Source organism: Xenorhabdus thuongxuanensis (assembly GCF_001908095.1).
GTDB lineage: Bacteria > Pseudomonadota > Gammaproteobacteria > Enterobacterales > Enterobacteriaceae > Xenorhabdus > Xenorhabdus thuongxuanensis.
In genome coordinates this window covers 26,661-47,077 of sequence record NZ_MKGR01000021.1, presented here as the reverse complement: position 1 = coordinate 47,077, position 20,417 = coordinate 26,661, and the positions used below count along the sequence as shown (strand labels likewise).

Sequence of the window (20,417 nt, the reverse complement as noted above, 5' to 3'; positions counted from 1 at the left end):
CAACTTTTCATATTCAAAATATAAAAATCTGTCTAGGATTGACCTGCTATTATTTCAGTCTATTCATTATCTCATCACGAGAATAATCATTCTGTTAATCGCAAAACTCCATCATTTATAACTCCTGCCACACAAAGGAGAAAAGGCATGAAAAAAAAACAAGTAAATCAAAAGGATATTGATAATCTTATTACCTTGATTGGTGGTAAAGAGAATATCGCTTCCGTCAGTCATTGTATCACCCGCCTCAGATTCGTTCTTAATACACCAGAAAATGCCGATGCCAAAGCCATTGAAGAGTTACCAATGGTCAAGGGATGCTTCACTAATGCCGGACAATTTCAGGTCGTGATTGGGACGAATGTGGATGTTTATTACAAAGCACTGCTTGAAACCACAGGGAAACAATCTGTTAATAAAGAAGAAGTTAAGCAAGCTGCTCGCCAAAATATGAAATGGTATGAAAGTGCAATTTCACATTTTGCTGAGATCTTCTTCCCCTTACTGCCAGCCCTGATCAGCGGTGGTTTAATCCTCGGTTTTCGTAACCTGATCGGCGATATCCCGTTTAGTGAAGGCAAATCGCTCACGCAACTCTATCCTGTCTGGCAGAGTGTTTATGATTTTCTCTGGCTAATCGGTGAAGCCGTATTCTTCTACCTCCCTGTAGGTATCTGTTGGTCTGCCGTCAAAAAGATGGGCGGAACACCCATTCTGGGGATTATTCTCGGTATTACCCTGGTTTCCCCGCAATTGATGAATGCTTACCTGCTTGGGCAACAAACGCCTGAAATCTGGAATTTCGGCTGGTTTACCATTTCTAAGGTTGGCTATCAGGCACAGGTTATTCCTTCCCTGTTAGCCGGCCTAACGTTGGGATGGATTGAAACTCGGCTGAAAAAATGGGTACCAGACTATCTCTATCTTGTGATTGTCCCTGTGGTTTCTCTGGTACTGGCTGTCCTCCTTGCCCACTCCCTGATAGGCCCTGCCGGACGTGCTATCGGGGATGGTGTTGCCTGGGTTGTTAAAAGTCTAATGACGGGTAGCTTTGCCCCTATCGGAGCCGCTTTGTTTGGTTTCTTCTATGCCCCACTGGTTATCACGGGTGTACACCAAACAACACTGGCCATCGACCTGCAAATGATCCAAAGCACCGGAGGAACACCGATTTGGCCTATTATTGCGCTATCTAATATCGCACAAGGTTCTGCTGTTCTCGGCATTGTCTGGGCAAGCAAGAAACAAAAAGAACGCGAAATTTCTGTTCCTGCGGCAATTTCCGCCTATTTGGGCGTAACCGAACCCGCCATGTATGGTATCAACCTTAAATACCGTTACCCCATGTTCTGTGCGATGATTGGCGCAGCTCTGGCTGGACTGGTTTGTGGGCTCAACCATGTGATTGCTAATGGTATCGGCGTTGGCGGAATACCAGGAATTCTTTCTATCAGGCCACAGTTCTGGATGATTTATCTGATTGCCATGCTCATCGCGATTGCTGTGCCATTCCTGCTGACCGTTCTGGCTTATCGCAGAAATGAACGCAAAGCGATCTTACCCAATGAACAGGCCAATTAATTTTGTAGGTATCTATTTATGACAGAACAAAAACCATGGTGGATGGATAGTGTTATCTACCAAATTTATCCAAAAAGTTTTCAGGATAGTACCGGTAGCGGCACGGGAGATATCAACGGGATCACCCAACGGCTGGATTATCTACAACAACTCGGCGTTGAGGCCATTTGGATCACGCCGATTTATCCCTCTCCGCAGGTTGATAATGGCTATGATGTCGCTGATTACTGTGCCATCAATCCTGATTATGGCTCCATGGAGGACTTTGATAATTTGGTGCAAAATGCCCATCGCCGTGGCATTCGCATTATTTTGGATATGGTTTTCAATCATACTTCAACTCAACACCCGTGGTTCCAGGCTGCACAAGTCATTAATAGCCCCTACCGCCAGTTTTATATCTGGCGAGATGGTTCTGAAGGTTCCCTGCCCAATAACTGGAAATCCAAATTCGGTGGTAATGCATGGCAATGGCATGCAGACAGTCAACAATATTACCTCCACCTGTTTGCGGTTGAACAAGCCGATTTAAATTGGGAGCATGAACCCGTTCGCGCTGAGCTGAAAAAAATCTGTGAATTCTGGGCTGATCGTGGCGTTGATGGCTTACGTCTGGATGTCATTAACCTTGTCTCAAAACAGCAAGATTATCCTAGTGATGATCGCGGAGATGGCCGCCGATTCTACACCGATGGCCCGCGGATACATGAGTTTCTGCAAGAAATGAGCCGTGATGTTTTCCAGCCTAAAGGATTGATGACTGTTGGTGAAATGTCATCCACCAGCCTTGAGAACTGCCAACGCTATGCTGCTTTGGACGGAACAACGCTGTCCATGACGTTTAATTTCCACCATCTAAAAGTTGATTATCCAAACGGTGAAAAATGGACTCTGGCAAAACCAGATTACGTTGAACTGAAAAAGATTTTCGCAACATGGCAGCAAGGTATGCACCAAAAAGCCTGGAATGCGCTTTTTTGGTGTAACCATGATCAGCCGCGCATTGTTTCTCGGTTCGGGGATGAACAGCAACACCATAAAACATCCGCTAAAATGCTGGCGATGGTGTTGCATGGTATGCAAGGCACGCCTTATATTTATCAGGGCGAAGAGCTGGGTATGACAAATCCTCACTTTACGCGCATTGAAGATTATCGTGATATAGAAAGCCTGAATATGTATCAAGAGCGTATTGAGAAAGGTGTGCAACCAGAGGATATACTGGCGATTTTGGCGCAGAAATCCCGTGATAACAGCCGAACCCCCATGCAATGGAATGATTCGGTAAACGCTGGTTTTACCACCGGAACACCGTGGATTGCGCCTTGCAGTAATTACTCAGAGATCAACGCCGAAACCGTATTACAGGATGAAGATTCCGTCTTCTATTGCTACCACAATTTGATTAAATTGAGAAAGCAACAGCCCATTCTGACATACGGTGATTACCTGGATCTGCTACCAGAGCACCCTTCATTGTGGTGCTATCTGCGTCGTTGGCAGGATCAAACCTTGCTAGTTATTGCAAACCTGAGCGATGAAACTCAACTTTGGTCTCCAGAACCTGCACTTTTAAGCGAAGAATGGCAGGTATTAATGAGCAATTACCCATCACCTGCAATGGTAGATCATGAGGTTAAAATTAAACCTTATGAATCAATATATTTAATATCCAAATGATAATTTTATCTATATATCATCATTTGGCATAATGAATTATTTATAAAATACTTAAAATACCCTACCTCACTAAAAATAAAGCGAGGTAGGGTATATTCTTTTAAAGACTCATGCAATGCCAGCATATTAATGGCGCACCCACTAAATTTATGCCATACTTTTTTAATCTCAAACAAGGAGTATGCTATTATGTTTTACTCAAGATACTTAACTTATTTGGGGATCACCAGCCTATTATTATCTGCCTTTGCACAAGCAAAAGTACCATCTCAACAATTATCTCCAGACCAGAAAAAATACCTACAACAGCAGATTAATGAGCAAGTTACAGATAAATCTGCACTACCAATGGTAGAAAGTTGGTCAGATACCAAAAAAGTGGCAGAGTTTATTTGTCGTCCTTTTGCCTTACCCATCATTAAGAAATATTACAAAAATGCTGATAAAGTTTTCCTCGGTGTGGTTTCAGAAGATAGTATAAGATTCAAACACCCTTCTGAGTTGGTCGGTATCGGTATGTATAGGACAGATGATGGCTGGCACGACATTCGATTTTCCTGCAAATTAGATGCAACTGGTAAAGCCCGATCATTCAATTTCTTTCCCATAAAGGAGAATTAAATGAAATATCTCTGGCTTATGTTACTTATCTTCTCCCCACTCAGTTTTGCTGCCAGTTTTGACTGTGCCAAAGCCAAGGCGCCGGATGAAAAAGCAATTTGTTCAAACCTAAAACTAAATGATTTGGATGTGGAATTAAGTGTGAAATATCACTTTCTGCGAGGATTATTTGCCATGGGCGTATCTGGTGAAATGTATGATAACCAAACTACATGGCTGAAACAGCGCCAAAAGTGCAAGGGTGATACAGCCTGTTTGCTGCAAAGTTACCACCAACGCATTCATCAACTTGATACACTGTATAATTGGATAGAGAAACCGATTTGATAATAAATAATTAGGGCTCCAAGGAAGGACTTTCTTTCATTGGGGTTTTTATAAAAAATCATGTTAATGATGCCGATTGAAGTTTACCTAATTGAATCGATTTACAAACTATATTCACCCAAGGAATGTAATACAATTTCCAATCAATAAGCAGTGTTACTTTTCCTTATAAATATCTGGACGAACTATCTGCCAAACACCGTTTTCATGATTAACGGGAGAGTAGCCAAATTTTTCATATAACCAGGGTGCTGTTGACGTCACAAGCATAATTCTTCGTAATTGCTGCATAACAGGATGAGATTGGCAACACGTCATCAACCAGCGGCCTAGTTGTTGTTTTTGATACTCCTCCAATACATAAACATCACATAGATAGCCAAACGTTGCAAAATCCGTTACGAGTCTGGCAAACCCTATTTGGGTTTCATCTTTATACAATCCAAATGTCAGGCTGTTTTCAATAGCAGACCTTACTGTTTCGAGATCAATACCTTCCGCCCAACGAGAACGTGTAAGAAATTGGTGGATAGCGGTGATATCTAACAGTGATTTGTCTGTTGAAATTTGGTAGTTTTCTTTCTGCCAATGAAAGTGTTGCGCCATACTTTTATTCTCCAACATTTTTATCCTACAAAGCCCCAATTTACATCATGATGTAGTGGATAGTTCTACCGATAATGAGTGAAAAATGTGTATAAAAATTCTATACACAACACTATACATATTTTTCATGGATTCAGGGAGATTTAGCCGGATTGTTACGGATGAATGATTCAGTATTATGTTTGAATATAAAGGATTTTTTAGGCGTTCTCGGATGGTAATGGAGGACGGTTGGCGGAAGATCACAGGAGTCGAACCTGCCGAGGGCCGCTGGCGACCCCATCTGGATTTGAAGCCCAGCCGCCCCACCGGGGACGATGATCTTCCATTAATGAAACTGATGAAGAGCAGGGATTATAGCGCGTCTCCAATAATATCTAAACGTCTCCGTGACTTCACAGATCCCTGATAGAAAAAGAGCCTAATTATTCGTATAAAAGTGCAGCATTAGCATTGAACTCACGATATCTTATCCCCATCTATCGTCAACAACCCATTGGGATGCGGGGCTGGTTTCAGCCTATACCCAAATATACATATAAGGCGCTCATTATGACTAATCCGCTATTGACATCTTCTGCATTGCCTGAGTTCTCTGCAATCGAACCAAAACATGTCGTGCCTGCTGTGGAAGAGACGTTAGCCAATTACCGCCAATTAATTGAGAAGATTTTATCCGAAAATGCCGATTTTACCTGGGATAATCTGTGCCAACCCATTTCAGAAGAGAAAGATCGGCTTTCCCGTATGTGGTCGCCAGTCGAACACCTGAATGCGGTTAAGAATAGTCCAGAGCTTCGCGAAGCCTATGAGCAAAGCCTGCCCTTGCTCTCTGAGTTCGATACTTGGTTGGGGCAACACAAGGGGTTATATCAAGCCTACAAATCCCTGAGAGAGAGCCAAGCCTTCACGACCCTTTCCCAGCCACAGCGCAAGGTTGTTGAAGATACTTTGCGTGATTTTGAATTGACCGGCATTGGCTTGCCAGAAGAGAAACAGAAGCGTTACGGTGAAATTACTGCCCGTTTATCTGAGCTGGGTGCAAAGTTCGGCAATAATTTGCTGGATGCCACTATGGGGTGGACCAAGCTGATTACCGACGAGTGCGATCTGGCCGGTCTGCCTGAAAGTGCCAAAGCCGCAGCCAAGACCGCCGCCGAAGTCAAAGGGCTGGATGGATGGTTGTTGACACTCAATATGCCAAGTTATCTGCCAGTCATGACCTATGGCGATAATCGTGAACTGCGCAAAGAAATGTATTACGCCTATACAACCCGTGCTTCCGATCAAGGACCAGATGCCGGAAAATGGGATAACAGTGAAGTGATGGCGGAACTACTCGCATTACGTCATGAACTGGCTCAATTACTGGGATTCAAGAACTATGCTGAAAGCTCGCTGGCGACCAAAATGGCTAAAACACCTCAGCAAGTACTCGATTTCCTGAACGACCTGGCCAAACGTGCTCACCAACAAGGTAAAGAAGAGCTGGAAGCACTCACTGACTTCGCCAAATCTCACCACGGTGTTGATGGGCTGGAAGCGTGGGATCTGGCATATTACAGCGAGAAGCAAAAGCAGCATAACTTCTCCATTGATGATGAACAACTGCGTCCTTACTTCCCTGAGCAGCGGGCACTGGAAGGGCTGTTTGAAGTGGTTCGCCGCATTTATGGCATCACCGCCAAAGAGCGCCATGATGTAGATACATGGCATCCTGATGTTCGTTTCTTTGATCTGTATGATGATAAGCAGGTATTGCGCGGCAGTTTCTATTTAGATCTTTACGCCCGTGAACATAAACGCGGTGGCGCATGGATGAACAGTTATGTCGGCAGAATGCGTCATGCATCTGGCGAGTTGCAAAACCCAGTCGCTTATCTGACTTGTAACTTCAATAAGCCAGTCGGTGATCAACCCGCCCTGTTTACGCACGATGAAGTTACAACACTATTCCATGAGTTTGGGCATGGCCTGCACCACATGCTGACCGAGATAGAAGCCTTGGATGTTGCCGGCATCAGTGGCGTACCGTGGGATGCGGTAGAGTGCCCAAGCCAGTTTATGGAGAACTGGTGCTGGGAACCGGAAGCATTGGCATTTATCTCCGGTCACTATCAAACTCAGGAACCACTGCCACAAGAGATGCTGGATAATATGCTGGCAGCCAAAAACTATCAGGCCGCAATGAGAATTTTGCGTCAGCTTGAGTTTGGCCTGTTCGATTTCCGTCTGCATGCGGAATATGATCCAGCTAAAGGGGCGCAAATCCTGGAGATGCTGCAATCAGTGAAAAAACAAGTTGCAGTTGTGCCATCACCAGATTGGGGACGCTTCCCACACTCCTTTAGTCATATCTTTAATGGTGGCTATGCAGCGGGTTATTACAGCTATCTGTGGGCGGACGTTCTGGCAGCCGATGCCTATTCTCGCTTCTCGGAAGAGGGAATTTTCAATCACGCAACCGGTCGGTCATTCCTCGACAATATTTTGACCCGTGGCGGCTCAGAAGATCCAATGACTCTGTTTGTCCGCTTCCGTGGTCGTGAACCAGAACTGGATGCAATGCTCGAAAGCTACGGCATCGGCGGATAAAACCAGTGAAGATTTGTTTGATTTGTGAAGAAGGTGCTGATCACAGCGCCTTATCGCGATTGGCTGAACGTTGGGATCTGATCCACGATGAAGAATCAGTCATGGCATTGGTATTGACTCCCGAACGGCTGGAATTGCACAAACGTGATGAACCTAAACTGGGCGGGATTTATGTTGATTTTGTCAACGGGACAATGGCACACCGTCGCCGCTTTGGTGGCGGCCGCGGCGAAGCCGTTGCAAAAGCAGTCGGTATCAAGAAAGATTATTTACCTGATGTTGTGGATGCTACCGCTGGATTGGGACGTGATGCTTTTGTGCTGGCTTCTATTGGCTGTCATGTCAGGATGCTGGAGCGCCATCCAGTGGTAGCCGCATTACTGGATGATGGTCTACAACGGGGCTATCAGGATGAAGAGATTGGTAGCTGGCTGAAAGAGCGCATGACGCTGATCCATGCCTCAAGCATTACGGCATTGACGGATATTACACCGTTGCCTGATGTGGTTTATCTTGACCCTATGTATCCACATAAACAGAAAAGTGCTCTGGTTAAAAAAGAGATGCGGGTTTTCCAATCGCTGGTCGGGGCAGATGAAGATGCTGATAATTTGCTGGAACCTGCCCGAACATTGGCAAAGCGTCGTGTTGTGGTGAAACGGCCAGATTATGCAGAACCACTGGCAGGTATTAAAGCTCCCGCCGCCATTACCACCAAAAATCACCGTTTCGATATTTATCCTTGTTAGAAACATAAACCCCATGTTCGGCATGGGGTTCTGAACTATACATGCCTTATTACACAACGCCTTGTGACAACATCGCATGCGCTACTTTGACAAAGCCAGCGATATTCGCGCCTTGTACGTAGTTAGTTTGTTTCTGTTCTCCACCATATTCTACGCAAGCCTGATGGATATCGAGCATAATATGATGTAAGCGAATATCCACTTTTTCCGCTTTCCAACTCAAACGCGCTGCGTTCTGTGCCATCTCCAGACCCGAAGTTGCCACTCCACCCGCATTAGCCGCCTTACCCGGTGCAAACAAAACGCCTGCTTCAAGGAAAGCCGTGGTAGCCTCAATCGTCGCCGGCATATTGGCTCCTTCCGCAACAGCTTTTACACCATTTTTAATCAATGTCTTCGCTGCTTCTAAATCCAGTTCGTTCTGCGTTGCACAAGGCAAGGCAATATCCACAGGAATAGACCACGGATCTTGGCCTTTAAGGAAAGTCAGTCCACGCTCTTTAGCGTACTCTTTCACACGTCCGTAACGCTGGTTTTTGATCTCTTGAAGATGAGCCAGTTTCTCCGGTGTAAAACCATCTTCATCCAATACCGTACCGCCTGAATCCGATATTGTGACGACTTTCGCCCCCAGTTCCATACATTTCTCAATAGAATATTGGGCGACATTTCCCGCACCAGACACAGATACCCGCATACCTTCAAGTGCCATACCATGCCGTTTGAGCATTTCATGGGTGAAATAAACCAGCCCATATCCGGTAGCTTCAGGGCGGATCAGGCTGCCACCAAAAGACAGATCCTTACCCGTAAAAACACACGCCGTATTGTTGGACAGTTTTTTCATCATACCTGCCATAAAACCAACTTCACGGCTGCCTACGCCAATATCTCCGGCAGGCACATCGGTATCTGGCCCCAGATGGCGGTAAAGTTCTGTCATCAATGCCTGACAGAATCGCATAATTTCACCGTGGCTTTTCCCTTTGGGATCGAAATCAGAACCCCCTTTTCCGCCTCCCATCGGGAGCGTCGTCAGCGCATTCTTCAATGTCTGCTCAAAACCTAAAAATTTCAGGATAGAAAGATTAACAGAAGGATGAAAACGCATCCCACCTTTAAATGGCCCAATAGCAGAGCTGAACTGAACCCGCCATGCGCGGTTAACCTGTACTTTCCCTTGATCATCCACCCAGCAGACGCGGAATTGGATAACTCTTTCCGGCTCCACCAGACGTTCCAATAATCCTTGCTCACAATATTGCGGGTTTTGTTGCAGAAAAGGCCAGAGAGAGGTCAACACTTCTCGTACTGCCTGTAGGTATTCTGGTTGATGCTGATTACGGGATTGAACCGAATCGAGAAATGAAACTAAAGATAATGAAACATTCATTTGGGCTTCCTTTTTGTCATTCAGATGTGATGACCCCCTGCCATTTTCCATATTATTTTTTTGTCGAAAATGTGAGGTAATTACGGTTTGCTTTCTGAATATAGCACTGTTCTATGCTTAAATTTCAACAACTATTTTTTAGATATTTTCTCAAAAATAACTTTGACAATTTCTAAACCAGTTTCATTATCTTTTTTGGGGATAAAAAAATCGCCTGCATAAGCAGGCGATTTTACGGAATAAAATATCAACCGAAGATTATTCTTCATCACGCAAAGGTACAATCAACATATCAACATGAACGGTGTTAATAAGCTGGCGAGCTGAAGACATCAACTTACTCCAAAAGTCTTGATGGTGACCACATACAACCAGATCCATATCGTATTGTTTAATCGCATCCACAAGAACTTGCCCCAAATCACCGCTGCCACTCAACGTTTCCTGAACGGGATAATCTGCACTAGCAGAGAGTTCTTTCAGGGAATTACGGGTTTCATCTGCAATACGCTCCTGCATATCGCCAAGGTTTACGTCAATCAGGCCGGTATAAAGATCAGAATAGTTGACATCAACATGGATCAGGGAAATTTTGGCATTGTACGGTTTCGCCAATGATACAGCTTTTTCCACCAAAATCTGACTTTCTGGAGATAAATCAACCGCAACAAGAATATGTTTGTAAGCCATAAGAACTCCTTCCATAACGTCGATTAAATGGACTGGCAACATTAAACGCCATGATTCGATGTTCATACTATAACCGCTCAATGTGTCTTTTGAGTGTTGTTTTGATCACAACTTATTGTTTTACCTTCTTAACTCACTGAAAACAGTGAGCCTGCCTCAGAAAAAACAATATTTCTAACAAACCTGTCACAAGAGCGGATTATATGCCCTACGATAATACCTGCTGAGCACTGTATTTTTAACTAAGATTTAATATAGTTATTATTCAAATAAAAACGTTTCCTATTGGTTTCTTCTTTGACTAGCAACGTTTGCTACCGCGATCAGGAGGGGGGAAGTATGTTCAATACCACTGCACTATTTTGGGCGGTTTGCCTTATCTGCATTATTAATATGATTCGCTACTTTTCTTCGCTCCGTGCACTTTTGTCAATTTTACGCGAGTCAGACCCTCTGCTGTATCAATCCGTTGATGGGAATGGTTTTTTTAAAGCTAATGGTCAATTCAATAAACAGATTCGGCTCGTGCGTTATATCAATTCACAAAGTTACATCAACCATCACGATCCTGATGTCGTCTTGTTGTGCGAAAGAATGAGGAAACAATTTATTTTGACGGAAGTGCTATGTGGCGTTGTCCTGCTATGCCTGATAGCGATGGTGATCTGAATTAAAAAAATAAAAAAGGTTGGCTTGCAATGACGAGCAGCCAACCTTTTTTCTAAAAGGTCATTAGATCAGTTTAAGGGCGAACCAATACAGTAAGCCTGACAATGCAATGGAAATCGGCAACGTCAAAACCCATGCCAACATGATATTCTTGATGGTCTTGCTTTGCACACCACCACCATCAACCAGCATCGTCCCCGCTACCGCAGAAGAAAGTACTTGTGTTGTGGATACTGGCATACCCGTATAGCTGGCAACACCAATAGAAACCGCAGCAGTCACCTGCGCAGAAACACCTTGGGCATAAGTCATGCCTTTTTTGCCAATCTTCTCACCGATAGTCACAGCAACACGTTTCCAGCCAACCATTGTGCCCAAAGACAGAGCAAGAGCCACTGCAACAATGATCCATAATGGCGCATATTCCACCGTACTTAGCAGATCTTTACGCAGCTTATTCAGGAAACGTGCATCTTCAAGACTGGTTTCTGGCAGTTTAGCCACAGAGTTGGCCGTATCAGCGACGCACATCAACATACGGCGCATACTGTTACGTTGATCCGGCGTTAATTCATTGAAATTATGAATACTCGCCAACATACTTTCAGCCTTGTTCAACACCACCAACGCGCGTGAGCTATCACAATGGAACGTCATATCTAGCTGATCTTCAACAGCAGGAGCGGCTGGACTCAGTTCAATCGCATGAGTTAACGCTGGAGCATGCTGCCCATAATACTGCTGCAAGTGGACAACGGCATCACGAGTGCGAGCTATATCATAACTGGTTGAATTCATATTGACGACAAATCCCGCAGGCGCAACGCCAATCAGAACCAGCATAATCAAACCGATACCTTTCTGACCATCATTCGCTCCGTGGGAGAAACTCACACCAACAGCAGAGAGGATCAGAGCAGTACGTGTCCAGAATGGGGGTTTACGTTTACCATCCTGTTTTTCACGCTCAACAGGCGTCATATGGATACGACGACGTTTTTTTGTACCACTCCAATAGCGACGCAATAAAAACACCATCGCTCCGGCGATGATCAGGCCAACAAGAGGAGACAGAATCAATGACATGAAAATCTGTATCATCTTCGGAATATTCAACGCATCAACCACTGAAGAACTGGTCACTATCGCATTAGTCAGGCCGATGCCGATAATAGAACCAATCAACGTATGGGAACTGGATGCAGGAATGCCGAAATACCACGTACCTAAATTCCAGATGATAGCCGCCAGCAGCATGGAAAAAACCATAGCCAAACCGTGAGCTGAACTGACATTTAGCAGAAGATCCGTCGGTAGTAGATGCACAATCGCATAAGCGACACTTAATCCACCAAGGAGAACACCCAAAAAGTTAAAAACCCCTGCCATCACAACAGCAAGCTGTGAACGCATTGCCCGGGTATAAATAACAGTTGCTACTGCATTTGCGGTATCATGAAACCCATTGATGGCTTCATAGAAAAGCACAAACAACAGAGCAAGCACTAACATAAGGCCGGTATAAAATTCCAGGCCAGTAAACAGATGTAGCATAAACGTTAAGCCAGTTAGTAGGACATGAACGCGCGCATTATCAGTGACAAATGGTAGCGGGAAAAGAGAAATATGACCTTTTTTTGATTTAATCATGGTCAAATGACATAAAAAATCTTGCATTTACTAAATATATCAAATAGTTATTTAATTTTAATGTCTTGATATTTTTTTGATAGAAAATAATTTTTTATAGCAGAAAGTTAAACCCAAATGCCTATTTTTCTCCGTAGTTCGTGAACAGAACCCCCACAATGCAGTGAATTCCTACAAATAAATCGGCCAAAAGAGACAGATGAATGGAAAAATTTGATGTAGTTATTATTGGTGCTGGCGCTGCTGGCTTATTCTGTGCTGCACAAGCAGGACAAGCAGGATTAAACGTTCTGGTACTGGATAATGGCAAAAAAACAGGCCGCAAGATTTTAATGTCCGGTGGAGGGCGCTGCAATTTCACCAACATATATACCGAACCGGCAGCATACCTTTCTGCCAATCCCCATTTTTGTAAGTCAGCACTAGCTCGCTATACCCAGTGGGATTTTATTGATCTTGTACAGCGCTATAGTATTCCTTACCACGAAAAAACATTGGGACAGCTTTTCTGCGACGACTCAGCGCAACAAATCATAGACCTGCTTTTGAAAGAGTGCGAAATAGGACAAGTAACGATTCGATTGCGTAGTGAAGTTACTCATGTCGAGAAGAAAGAGCAGGGATTTATCATTACAGCAGCAGGAATAAAAGTAAGTGCATATTCACTTGTTGTGGCATCCGGTGGTTTGTCCATGCCTGGCTTAGGAGCCTCTCCTTTAGGTTACCGTATCGCGGAACAATTCGGACTCAACATCCTACCTACACGTGCAGCATTAGTTCCCTTTACCCTGCATAAACCGCTACTGGAACAACTTCAAACCCTTTCCGGTGTTTCGGTTCCTTCTGTCGTAACCGCAAAAGATGGCACCGTATTCAAAGAAAATATTTTGTTCACCCATCGCGGCCTTTCTGGCCCAGCTATCTTGCAGATCTCCAGCTATTGGCAGCCTGGTGAGTATGTGAGTATTAACTTACTTCCTGACATAGATTTCGATAATTTTCTGGATCAGGAGCGGGAATCTCATCCCAATCAGAGTTTGAAAAACACACTGGCTAAATTATTGCCCAAACGTCTGGTGGAATGTTTACAGTCTCTTGGACAATTGCCAGAACTGTCCCTGAAACAACTTAATTCCACACAACAAAAAGTGCTGATCACAACCCTGCAATGCTGGCAGGTGCAACCAAATGGTACGGAAGGTTATCGCACGGCGGAAGTGACTCTTGGCGGAGTAGATACTCATGAATTGTCGTCAAAAACGATGGAAGCCCATAAAGTGAAGGGATTGTATTTTATTGGTGAAGTGGTTGATGTAACCGGTTGGCTTGGTGGGTATAACTTCCAGTGGGCATGGAGTTCAGCATGGGCTTGTGCGCAGGCTTTGGTGTTGTGCAGAGACAATAGAGTTTACCTGTAACGAACCCATTTTCTCGACAAGAGTCCCATAAGGCGTTTTACCTTCCAAGCCATCCGTGGTCTGTAATAGTTGTAAAACGCCTCCCGTTCTCTAAATTAGATCTTACGCTGCAATGAATTGTTCATGGCGAAGACCGTGCTCAACAAAGAGATAATGAGGAGAACCATCACTACCCACGCAAAGGATATTGCACCTGCTCGATCAAGCAAAATACCACCGATGATACCACCACCAGCAACCGCGGTATCCCAACCTGTCGCATAATAATAAAATGGCATATCAAATAATGATTGCGCTAAAGAAAAAACATTAGAAAAATAGTTTGATTGTTATCATTTGGTTTGAAATAATGCGCTCCGCAAACACAGGGCTGACATTAACTACAAGACGGTAAAAAACATCTATCACCATCCTTAACATCGCTGTTTTTCAAAAAATTACCGCTGTCAGACCCAATGTAATATCCTCCAACAACGCCAAAATATTAAATTAAAATAGACACACAATTAATTACAATAATTAATATATTTAGGCTATCAAAAATGATTACACCCAACCTAAGAATAAAAAATTAATTAATGAATTTTAATTAATGATTATTTGTAGCTGTTACTGAAGAATGAGTACTGATATGCAAAACTTACCTCACGTCAAGGCACTGTGTGCTATCACACATCCTTACCGTGCTTGTACCGAATATGATGCATTATTTAATAACGCCATGTGTGAACTGACGCTATATCACTGTGAACATACCCCTGGTTACAAGCAGTGGCTGGCAGATCATGGCTTGGATAAACAGGCGCTAATGACACTGGATGATTGGTCAAATCTGCCTTTGTTATTTGCCAATTATTTCAAACGTAACCTAATACTCAGTGACAGTGCACACGATGCGCTGGAACTGACTTCCTCTGGAACCACCGGACAAAAAAGCCGTATGCGCTATGACGCTGTAAGTATTGCGGCTGCCCAGCATATGGTGGACTGTATTTTTGACTATTATGGCTGGAATATCCCTGATCAACCCTGTAACTACCTACTACTTAGCTACGAACCCGCTGGTGCCGTCACTCTGGGTACAGCCTACACCGATCAATTCCTGTGTAAATATGCTCCGGTAAATCGGGCTTATTATGCTTTGCGCCATAACGGACAAGGTAATGAATTCGATCCCTTCGGTACTATTACGGCACTCCAGCAATTTGCCCAAGAAGGATTGCCAGTGCGGATTTTCGGTTTTCCTGCCTTTTTGTGGTTCACCCTGCAAAGAATGGAGCAGATGGGGCTGCCGACACTAAAATTACATCCTGAGTCGCTGGTTTTCCTCGGTGGAGGCTGGAAAACACATGCCGATAAATCCATTCCTAAAAAAGAACTGTATCAACGGATAACCGAGCAATTGGGTATCCCTGATATTCGCTGTCGTGATGGTTATGGTTCCGTTGAACACCCAGTCCCTTATGTTGAATGTTCTCACCATAATTTCCATGTTCCGGTCTATGCCCGTGCTTATGTACGCCACACCCAAAATTTAACCTGCCAACCTTATGGGGAACCAGGATTTCTACATCTTATATCACCTTATATCACTTCCTGCCCAGCCCACAGCATCGTTACAAGCGACCTGGCTGTGCTGCATTGCGGTGAAAGCTGTGGTTGTGAACTTGAAACAGATTGGTTTGAACTGCTTGGCCGCGCTGGCACTAGCAAAAGCCGTAGTTGTGCGATTGCCGCTTCAGAATTGATTAAGAGATCTTGATATGTCCTCCGTAAATACCGTTTCCGTAAAAATCATGAATAATCCGATGTCTTCAGAGCAATTGGCAGGGCAAGAAATCGCGAAATTGCGTGAGCGTTTACCTGATCTGCTGGCACACCCCCATACTGCTGAGCAAGTACTGGATTGCGCGCAACGTTTTGCCGAATATCTTGCCAATCTGGGCGAACATCCATTGTTTGATGCCCAAACCAAGGGATCGCTTATCGCTTTTTGCCAACGTGAAGCCTTGAAGGCCAAACTGGAGCGGGAACTTGGGCAAAACCCTTTTTCACTGCGTCGATTCGATTATAACCAGAACCGATATGAGACCTGGAAGCCATTAGGCGTGGTCGTCCACATTACGCCTTCCAATGCTGAACTTCTGCCTTTTATGGCCGTAATAGAGAGTTTGCTGGTGGGTAATATTAACTGGTTACGTCCAAGCAGCAGCGATAACGGTTTTAGTGCACAACTGCTGGCAGAATTTTTGGCCCATGATATTTCAGGTAATTTAGCTGCTAGGGTGGCAGTCTTACCGTTGCCAGTGACGCAATTGCCAGAGCTGTTCAGTCAGGCTGATGCGGTTTCTGCTTGGGGAAGCGATTCTTCCCTGACATCCATTCGTGCCCAACTACCCGCAGGTTGCCGCTGGATAGATTGGGGGCATCGTATCAGTATTGCTTGGTTAAGTCCTGACGCCGCCGATGATACCCAATTGGATGCATTGGCTGATGATATCTGTCGTTATGACCAACAAGCCTGTTCCAGCCCACAATGTTTGCTGGTCGATAGCGATGATCCTGGAGTTTTACAACATATTGGACAACGCATGGCAGCCGCGCTGCAACGCCGTGCCGGATTACACCCAGCCCTGAAACCGGACATTCAGGAATCCGCTGAAATTACGACTCAAACGGCTTTCCAACAACTCGATTTTGTGTTTACACAGGTACGCGGTGAAATATGGCAAGCCGACGACTGGCGAGTGATATGGCGACACGAAGAGGAATTAGCGGCGTCCCCTTTGTTCCGCACATTGCAAATACGCCCTGCTCCACGTAAGCATCTGTGTTCTATTTTGCTGCCTTGGCGTAACTATCTACAAAGCTGTGCGTTGATTACCCGTCAAGAGCATATCACCGAAATGAGTCATACCCTGTTTGCTGCGGGCGTCAGCCGTATCACGCCTGCGGGACAGATGCATGATGGCTATCATGGTGAACCACACGATGGAGTCTACGCACTATCACGCCTTACCAAACGAGTATCTGTCAGCCTTGCGCCTGATTTAATGGCAGGTTGCGCCCATCTTGATGTGCCTCCATCACGCCCACGCGGATTAGAAAATCTGCCTATCATGAATAAGGCAGATTTTCAGACGTTAGTTCCTAACGATAAGGCTCGCCTGTTTTTCCGCAGTGGCGGTAGTAGTGGTACGCCTAAGCTGGCGGCTTATAGCTACCATGATTACCACAGGCAGATGCTGGCCGCAGCCGATGGCGTATTTGCCTCAGGGCTTGAACCTGCAACCGATCGCGTCATGAACCTGTTGTATGGCGGGAAGTTGTACGGAGGCATGATGAGCTTCTTCACCATCCTGGATAAATTGGGAGTGACACAATATCCAATGGGTGGCCCTACTGATAATGACTTTAGGGAAATCGCTGAGTTTATCGTACATCAACGCATTAATACGCTGGTAGGTATGCCAAGCACGATACATCGGCTATTTCTAAATGAAGAAACTAAACTACGTCAATATGACGGCATTCGTAAGCTATTCCTGGGGGGTGAACACCTCAATATAAACCAACGAAACTTCCTGACCAGCTTTGGTATCACCCTGATACGTTCAACAATTTACGGTTCAGTCGACGCTGGGCCAGTGGGTCATGCGTGTGCAGCCAGCGAGGACGGTGTTTTCCATTTAATGGCTGATACTCAATGGCTGGAAATTCTCAATATAGAGAATGATCAACCTGTGGCAGAGGGTGAAACGGGTCGTCTGGTATTCACTTCCCGCTACCGTGAGGCACAACCTGTCCAACGCTACGATTTAGGGGATCTAGGTTGCTGGATTAATCAACCTTGTTCTTGTGGTCTGACTTCACCACGTTTCCTACTTAAGGAACGCCATGGCTCTCTGTTACGGGTAGGTAGTATTTTTTTCAATCTTGCTGATTTGTCTGAACAACTGGCATTACCAGTGCAATGGATCATCAATCATGACAATGATGGGGTCGATAGCATTCAACTCTTGGTTGATCATGCCGATCCGCTCACTGTGCGCCAAAACTTATTGAAAGATCCCAAAATTATCGAAGTTATTGAAGGAAACCTGCTGAATTTAGACGTTACTTCCACTTCAAGCACTGAATTCCACCACAATAAACATAGTGGAAAAACACCATTATTCATCGACTTGCGTAAATATTAATTGAGTAAAATTAAGATGATGACCCAAACGACATTGACTGATTTGCTCCATCATACACGCGAGCATTCAGCTTATTACCGAGAACTCTATAAATCCATTCCCAATAATTGGGTTTTGGAAGATTTACCACTCGTGGAACCCAATCATTACTGGGCACATTCAACTAACTTACCAACATGGCCGGTGCTGACTGCGCCGCTGGAAGGCGGTCATGTGTTTAAAACAGGTGGCTCAACCAGCGATGGGCGGTTGTCGGTTTTCAGTCAGCAAGAGTGGAAAGCATTTATTAATTCCTTTGGCCAGGGCATTGCTCACCAATTAAAAGCCGGAGATCGGGTAGCTAACCTGTTTTTTGCTGGCGATCTTTATACCAGCTTTATATTTATCCACGGCGCATTATCGAATGCACCAATCCCTATATTGGAATTTCCTTTCACCTGTAAGGTTGAAGATGTATTGCTGATTAACAATATCCGCCTTCACAACATTAATGTGCTGGCAGGTGTACCCGTGCAGTTAATCCGCCTGGCTCACCATTTGAAAGAAATGGGGCAAACATTGCCGATGGTGGAGACCATTCTCTATGGTGGAGAAAGTTTGTTTGATTCACAGGTCACTATCATACGACAAGTTTTTCCTCACGCCCGTTTAGGTTCAATCGGTTGTGCCAGTGTCGATGCTGGTTTGATTGGCTTTGCTGATCCAGACTGCAAACAGGGAGAGCATCGCGTATTTTCTGACGACACGATTATCGAAATCGTCGATGAAATAACTCATCAGCCCATTGCTGTGCCAGGGAAACGTGGCTTATTAGTTGTCACTAACCTGCAACGACAACTTATGCCTGTGATCCGCTATCCTACTGGTGATATGGCTTGTTGGTGCGAACCAGAACAGCCAGACCGTAAATTTGCCCTGCAAGGACGTGCTAATCGAGGCTATCGTATACGATTTGGCACCCTGTCATTATTCCCTGATGACTTAGCTACACAACTATCACAACACACAGAGCTTTTGGCTTGGCAATTGGAGCTAAGTCAGAAGGCAGGGCAAGACCAAATCCGATTGTTGGTAGCAAGCCTGCAAACTGTAGGTATCGACAGAATACGCCATCGGGTTATGGCCGCCTTTCCGGGTCTGGAAGAGGCTTGCATACACCAAAATATGCTGGAGATCGTGCAAACTAATATCGATAGCATGTATACGCACCCACGATCAGGAAAATTGCAGCGAGTTGTGGATCTACGTCGTTATAATTAAGGTTGAAATCGATGACTATCTTCCAGTCCACTATTCAGATCCGCAGCTATCAATCAGGTGATGATAAAAAAATCAGCCAATTATTCCGTGAGGTTTACGGTGATTCGTATGTCTATCCTGACATCTATTTGCCAAGGTTCATCAATGACTACCAGTCCACAGGGCAATGGTACTCTGCCTTGGCATTCCACCAAGGTTTGCTTATTGGTCATGCTTCTCTGGTTAAAGATCTGGTGCAGAAAAGTCAGGCAGAGTTGGCACTAATTGCTGTGTATCCTGATTTTCAAGGTCATGGTGTGGCTAAATCGCTGGGCAGTTATTTATGCGGCTATGCGAAAGAGCAAGGTTATAATTTATTGACGATGAAACAGGTATGTTCACACCCTAAAAGCCAGTACATCGCTCGAAATTTGGGTTTCTATTCTACAGCACTGCTGCTGGATTATGTTGATTCGCCATTTGGTCTACCAAAACCCGAAAGTATTGTTCAAGGCATTTTGCCTCTTAAATCATTGCCATTACCTAAACTGAACTGGCCCCAACCCTGGCAAGACTGGGTTGCCCACATCAGTCAATATGTTGGCGAATCATCTCAAAATACTCCATCAGCGTATCGGCGTTCCATGGTTTCTGAGCCATTTACCATGAAAAAATCTGGTCGACGTTTGGAAATCACACTATACGAAGTTCATGCTGACTTTTTATCGGAGATCATCGATCTTCCTTCTGGACAGTTAATCTATTTGAAACTGCCTGCATGTGAAGAAGCTCTGGGGTTATGCTCATTGCTGAAAAAAGGTGGATTCCGATTCGCCGGGCTTTGCCCGGACACGCATGATGGGTGGTTTTTGCTGTGGCTACGAGGCTACCAATTAACGCCCTATCAATTTCATGATATGGGCACTCAATATCTCTATCAGATGGAATTGGGGGTGAGCTGACAACACAACTAACATAACAAAACGAATCTTAAGCAATG

At 44.7% G+C, this 20,417-nt stretch carries 17 protein-coding genes and 1 tRNA gene; 12 read left to right on the top strand and 6 right to left on the bottom strand.

Annotated elements, in window-relative coordinates:
• The first annotated feature begins 147 nt into the window (after positions 1-147).
• The 4 genes from treB to Xentx_RS13425 all read left to right on the top strand — a co-directional run bounded on the left by treB (position 148) and on the right by Xentx_RS13425 (position 4,209).
• Positions 148-1,581: a PTS trehalose transporter subunit IIBC gene (gene treB, locus Xentx_RS13440; protein WP_074020734.1), complete on the top strand. Its 1,434-nt coding sequence runs from the start codon at positions 148-150 to the stop codon at positions 1,579-1,581.
• 18 nt (positions 1,582-1,599) lie between these two features.
• Positions 1,600-3,261: an alpha,alpha-phosphotrehalase gene (gene treC / locus Xentx_RS13435; RefSeq protein ID WP_074020733.1), complete on the top strand. Its 1,662-nt coding sequence runs from the start codon at positions 1,600-1,602 to the stop codon at positions 3,259-3,261.
• A 189-nt stretch (positions 3,262-3,450) separates the two neighbouring features.
• The gene (locus Xentx_RS13430) at positions 3,451-3,882 is read left to right on the top strand and encodes a hypothetical protein (protein ID WP_074020732.1); all 432 of its coding nucleotides are present in this window, start codon (positions 3,451-3,453) and stop codon (positions 3,880-3,882) included.
• A complete protein-coding gene (locus tag Xentx_RS13425; RefSeq protein WP_074020731.1) occupies positions 3,883-4,209 on the top strand; it encodes a lysozyme inhibitor LprI family protein in 327 nt (108 codons plus the stop codon).
• A gap of 156 nt (positions 4,210-4,365) precedes the next feature.
• Here the strand turns inward: Xentx_RS13425 and Xentx_RS13420 are convergent, their stop codons facing one another.
• The gene (locus Xentx_RS13420; protein WP_074020768.1) at positions 4,366-4,815 is read right to left on the bottom strand and encodes a GNAT family N-acetyltransferase; all 450 of its coding nucleotides are present in this window, start codon (positions 4,813-4,815) and stop codon (positions 4,366-4,368) included.
• Positions 4,816-5,047: 232 nt separating this feature from the next.
• Positions 5,048-5,142: transfer RNA gene (locus Xentx_RS19190), tRNA-Sec, on the bottom strand.
• 225 nt (positions 5,143-5,367) lie between these two features.
• On the opposite strand from Xentx_RS19190, the gene prlC reads away from it, so the two are divergent.
• Positions 5,368-7,410 (top strand): oligopeptidase A, encoded by a 2,043-nt coding sequence (gene prlC / locus Xentx_RS13410; protein WP_074020729.1) that lies wholly within the window; start codon positions 5,368-5,370, stop codon positions 7,408-7,410.
• 5 nt (positions 7,411-7,415) lie between these two features.
• Positions 7,416-8,159 (top strand): 16S rRNA (guanine(1516)-N(2))-methyltransferase RsmJ, encoded by a 744-nt coding sequence (gene rsmJ / locus Xentx_RS13405; protein WP_074020728.1) that lies wholly within the window; start codon positions 7,416-7,418, stop codon positions 8,157-8,159.
• Positions 8,160-8,208: 49 nt separating this feature from the next.
• On the opposite strand, the gene gdhA is transcribed toward rsmJ, so the two are convergent.
• Both gdhA and uspA read right to left on the bottom strand, forming a co-directional pair.
• A complete protein-coding gene (gene gdhA, locus Xentx_RS13400) occupies positions 8,209-9,552 on the bottom strand; it encodes an NADP-specific glutamate dehydrogenase (protein ID WP_074020727.1) in 1,344 nt (447 codons plus the stop codon).
• Positions 9,553-9,810: 258 nt separating this feature from the next.
• Complete coding sequence (gene uspA, locus Xentx_RS13395; RefSeq protein ID WP_074020726.1) at positions 9,811-10,242, bottom strand: universal stress protein UspA; 432 nt, start codon at positions 10,240-10,242, stop codon at positions 9,811-9,813.
• A gap of 339 nt (positions 10,243-10,581) precedes the next feature.
• On the opposite strand from uspA, the gene uspB reads away from it, so the two are divergent.
• Positions 10,582-10,911, top strand: coding sequence for a universal stress protein UspB (uspB, locus tag Xentx_RS13390; protein ID WP_074020725.1), 330 nt, complete (start codon positions 10,582-10,584; stop codon positions 10,909-10,911).
• Between the two features lie 63 nt (positions 10,912-10,974).
• On the opposite strand, the gene pitA is transcribed toward uspB, so the two are convergent.
• Positions 10,975-12,465: an inorganic phosphate transporter PitA gene (gene pitA, locus Xentx_RS13385; RefSeq protein WP_074020767.1), complete on the bottom strand. Its 1,491-nt coding sequence runs from the start codon at positions 12,463-12,465 to the stop codon at positions 10,975-10,977.
• 299 nt (positions 12,466-12,764) lie between these two features.
• Here pitA and Xentx_RS13380 point away from each other — a divergent pair, with 299 nt between their 5' ends.
• Positions 12,765-13,979, top strand: coding sequence for a BaiN/RdsA family NAD(P)/FAD-dependent oxidoreductase (locus Xentx_RS13380; RefSeq protein WP_074020724.1), 1,215 nt, complete (start codon positions 12,765-12,767; stop codon positions 13,977-13,979).
• A 95-nt stretch (positions 13,980-14,074) separates the two neighbouring features.
• Here Xentx_RS13380 and Xentx_RS13375 read toward each other — a convergent pair whose 3' ends face one another.
• Positions 14,075-14,257 (bottom strand): hypothetical protein, encoded by a 183-nt coding sequence (locus Xentx_RS13375; RefSeq protein WP_074020723.1) that lies wholly within the window; start codon positions 14,255-14,257, stop codon positions 14,075-14,077.
• Positions 14,258-14,610: 353 nt separating this feature from the next.
• Between Xentx_RS13375 and Xentx_RS13370 the strand changes: the two genes are divergently transcribed.
• From Xentx_RS13370 to Xentx_RS13355, 4 genes are read left to right on the top strand one after another with little or no spacing between them, the layout of a single operon-like run.
• The gene (locus Xentx_RS13370) at positions 14,611-15,741 is read left to right on the top strand and encodes a LuxE/PaaK family acyltransferase (protein WP_074020722.1); all 1,131 of its coding nucleotides are present in this window, start codon (positions 14,611-14,613) and stop codon (positions 15,739-15,741) included.
• Position 15,742: 1 nt separating this feature from the next.
• Positions 15,743-18,178, top strand: coding sequence for an acyl-CoA reductase (locus Xentx_RS13365; RefSeq protein WP_074020721.1), 2,436 nt, complete (start codon positions 15,743-15,745; stop codon positions 18,176-18,178).
• 15 nt (positions 18,179-18,193) lie between these two features.
• On the top strand, positions 18,194-19,438 hold the full coding sequence (locus Xentx_RS13360) for a phenylacetate--CoA ligase family protein (RefSeq protein WP_074020720.1): 1,245 nt from the start codon (positions 18,194-18,196) through the stop codon (positions 19,436-19,438).
• An 11-nt stretch (positions 19,439-19,449) separates the two neighbouring features.
• Positions 19,450-20,379, top strand: coding sequence for a GNAT family N-acetyltransferase (locus tag Xentx_RS13355; protein WP_074020719.1), 930 nt, complete (start codon positions 19,450-19,452; stop codon positions 20,377-20,379).
• Positions 20,380-20,417 lie beyond the last annotated feature (38 nt).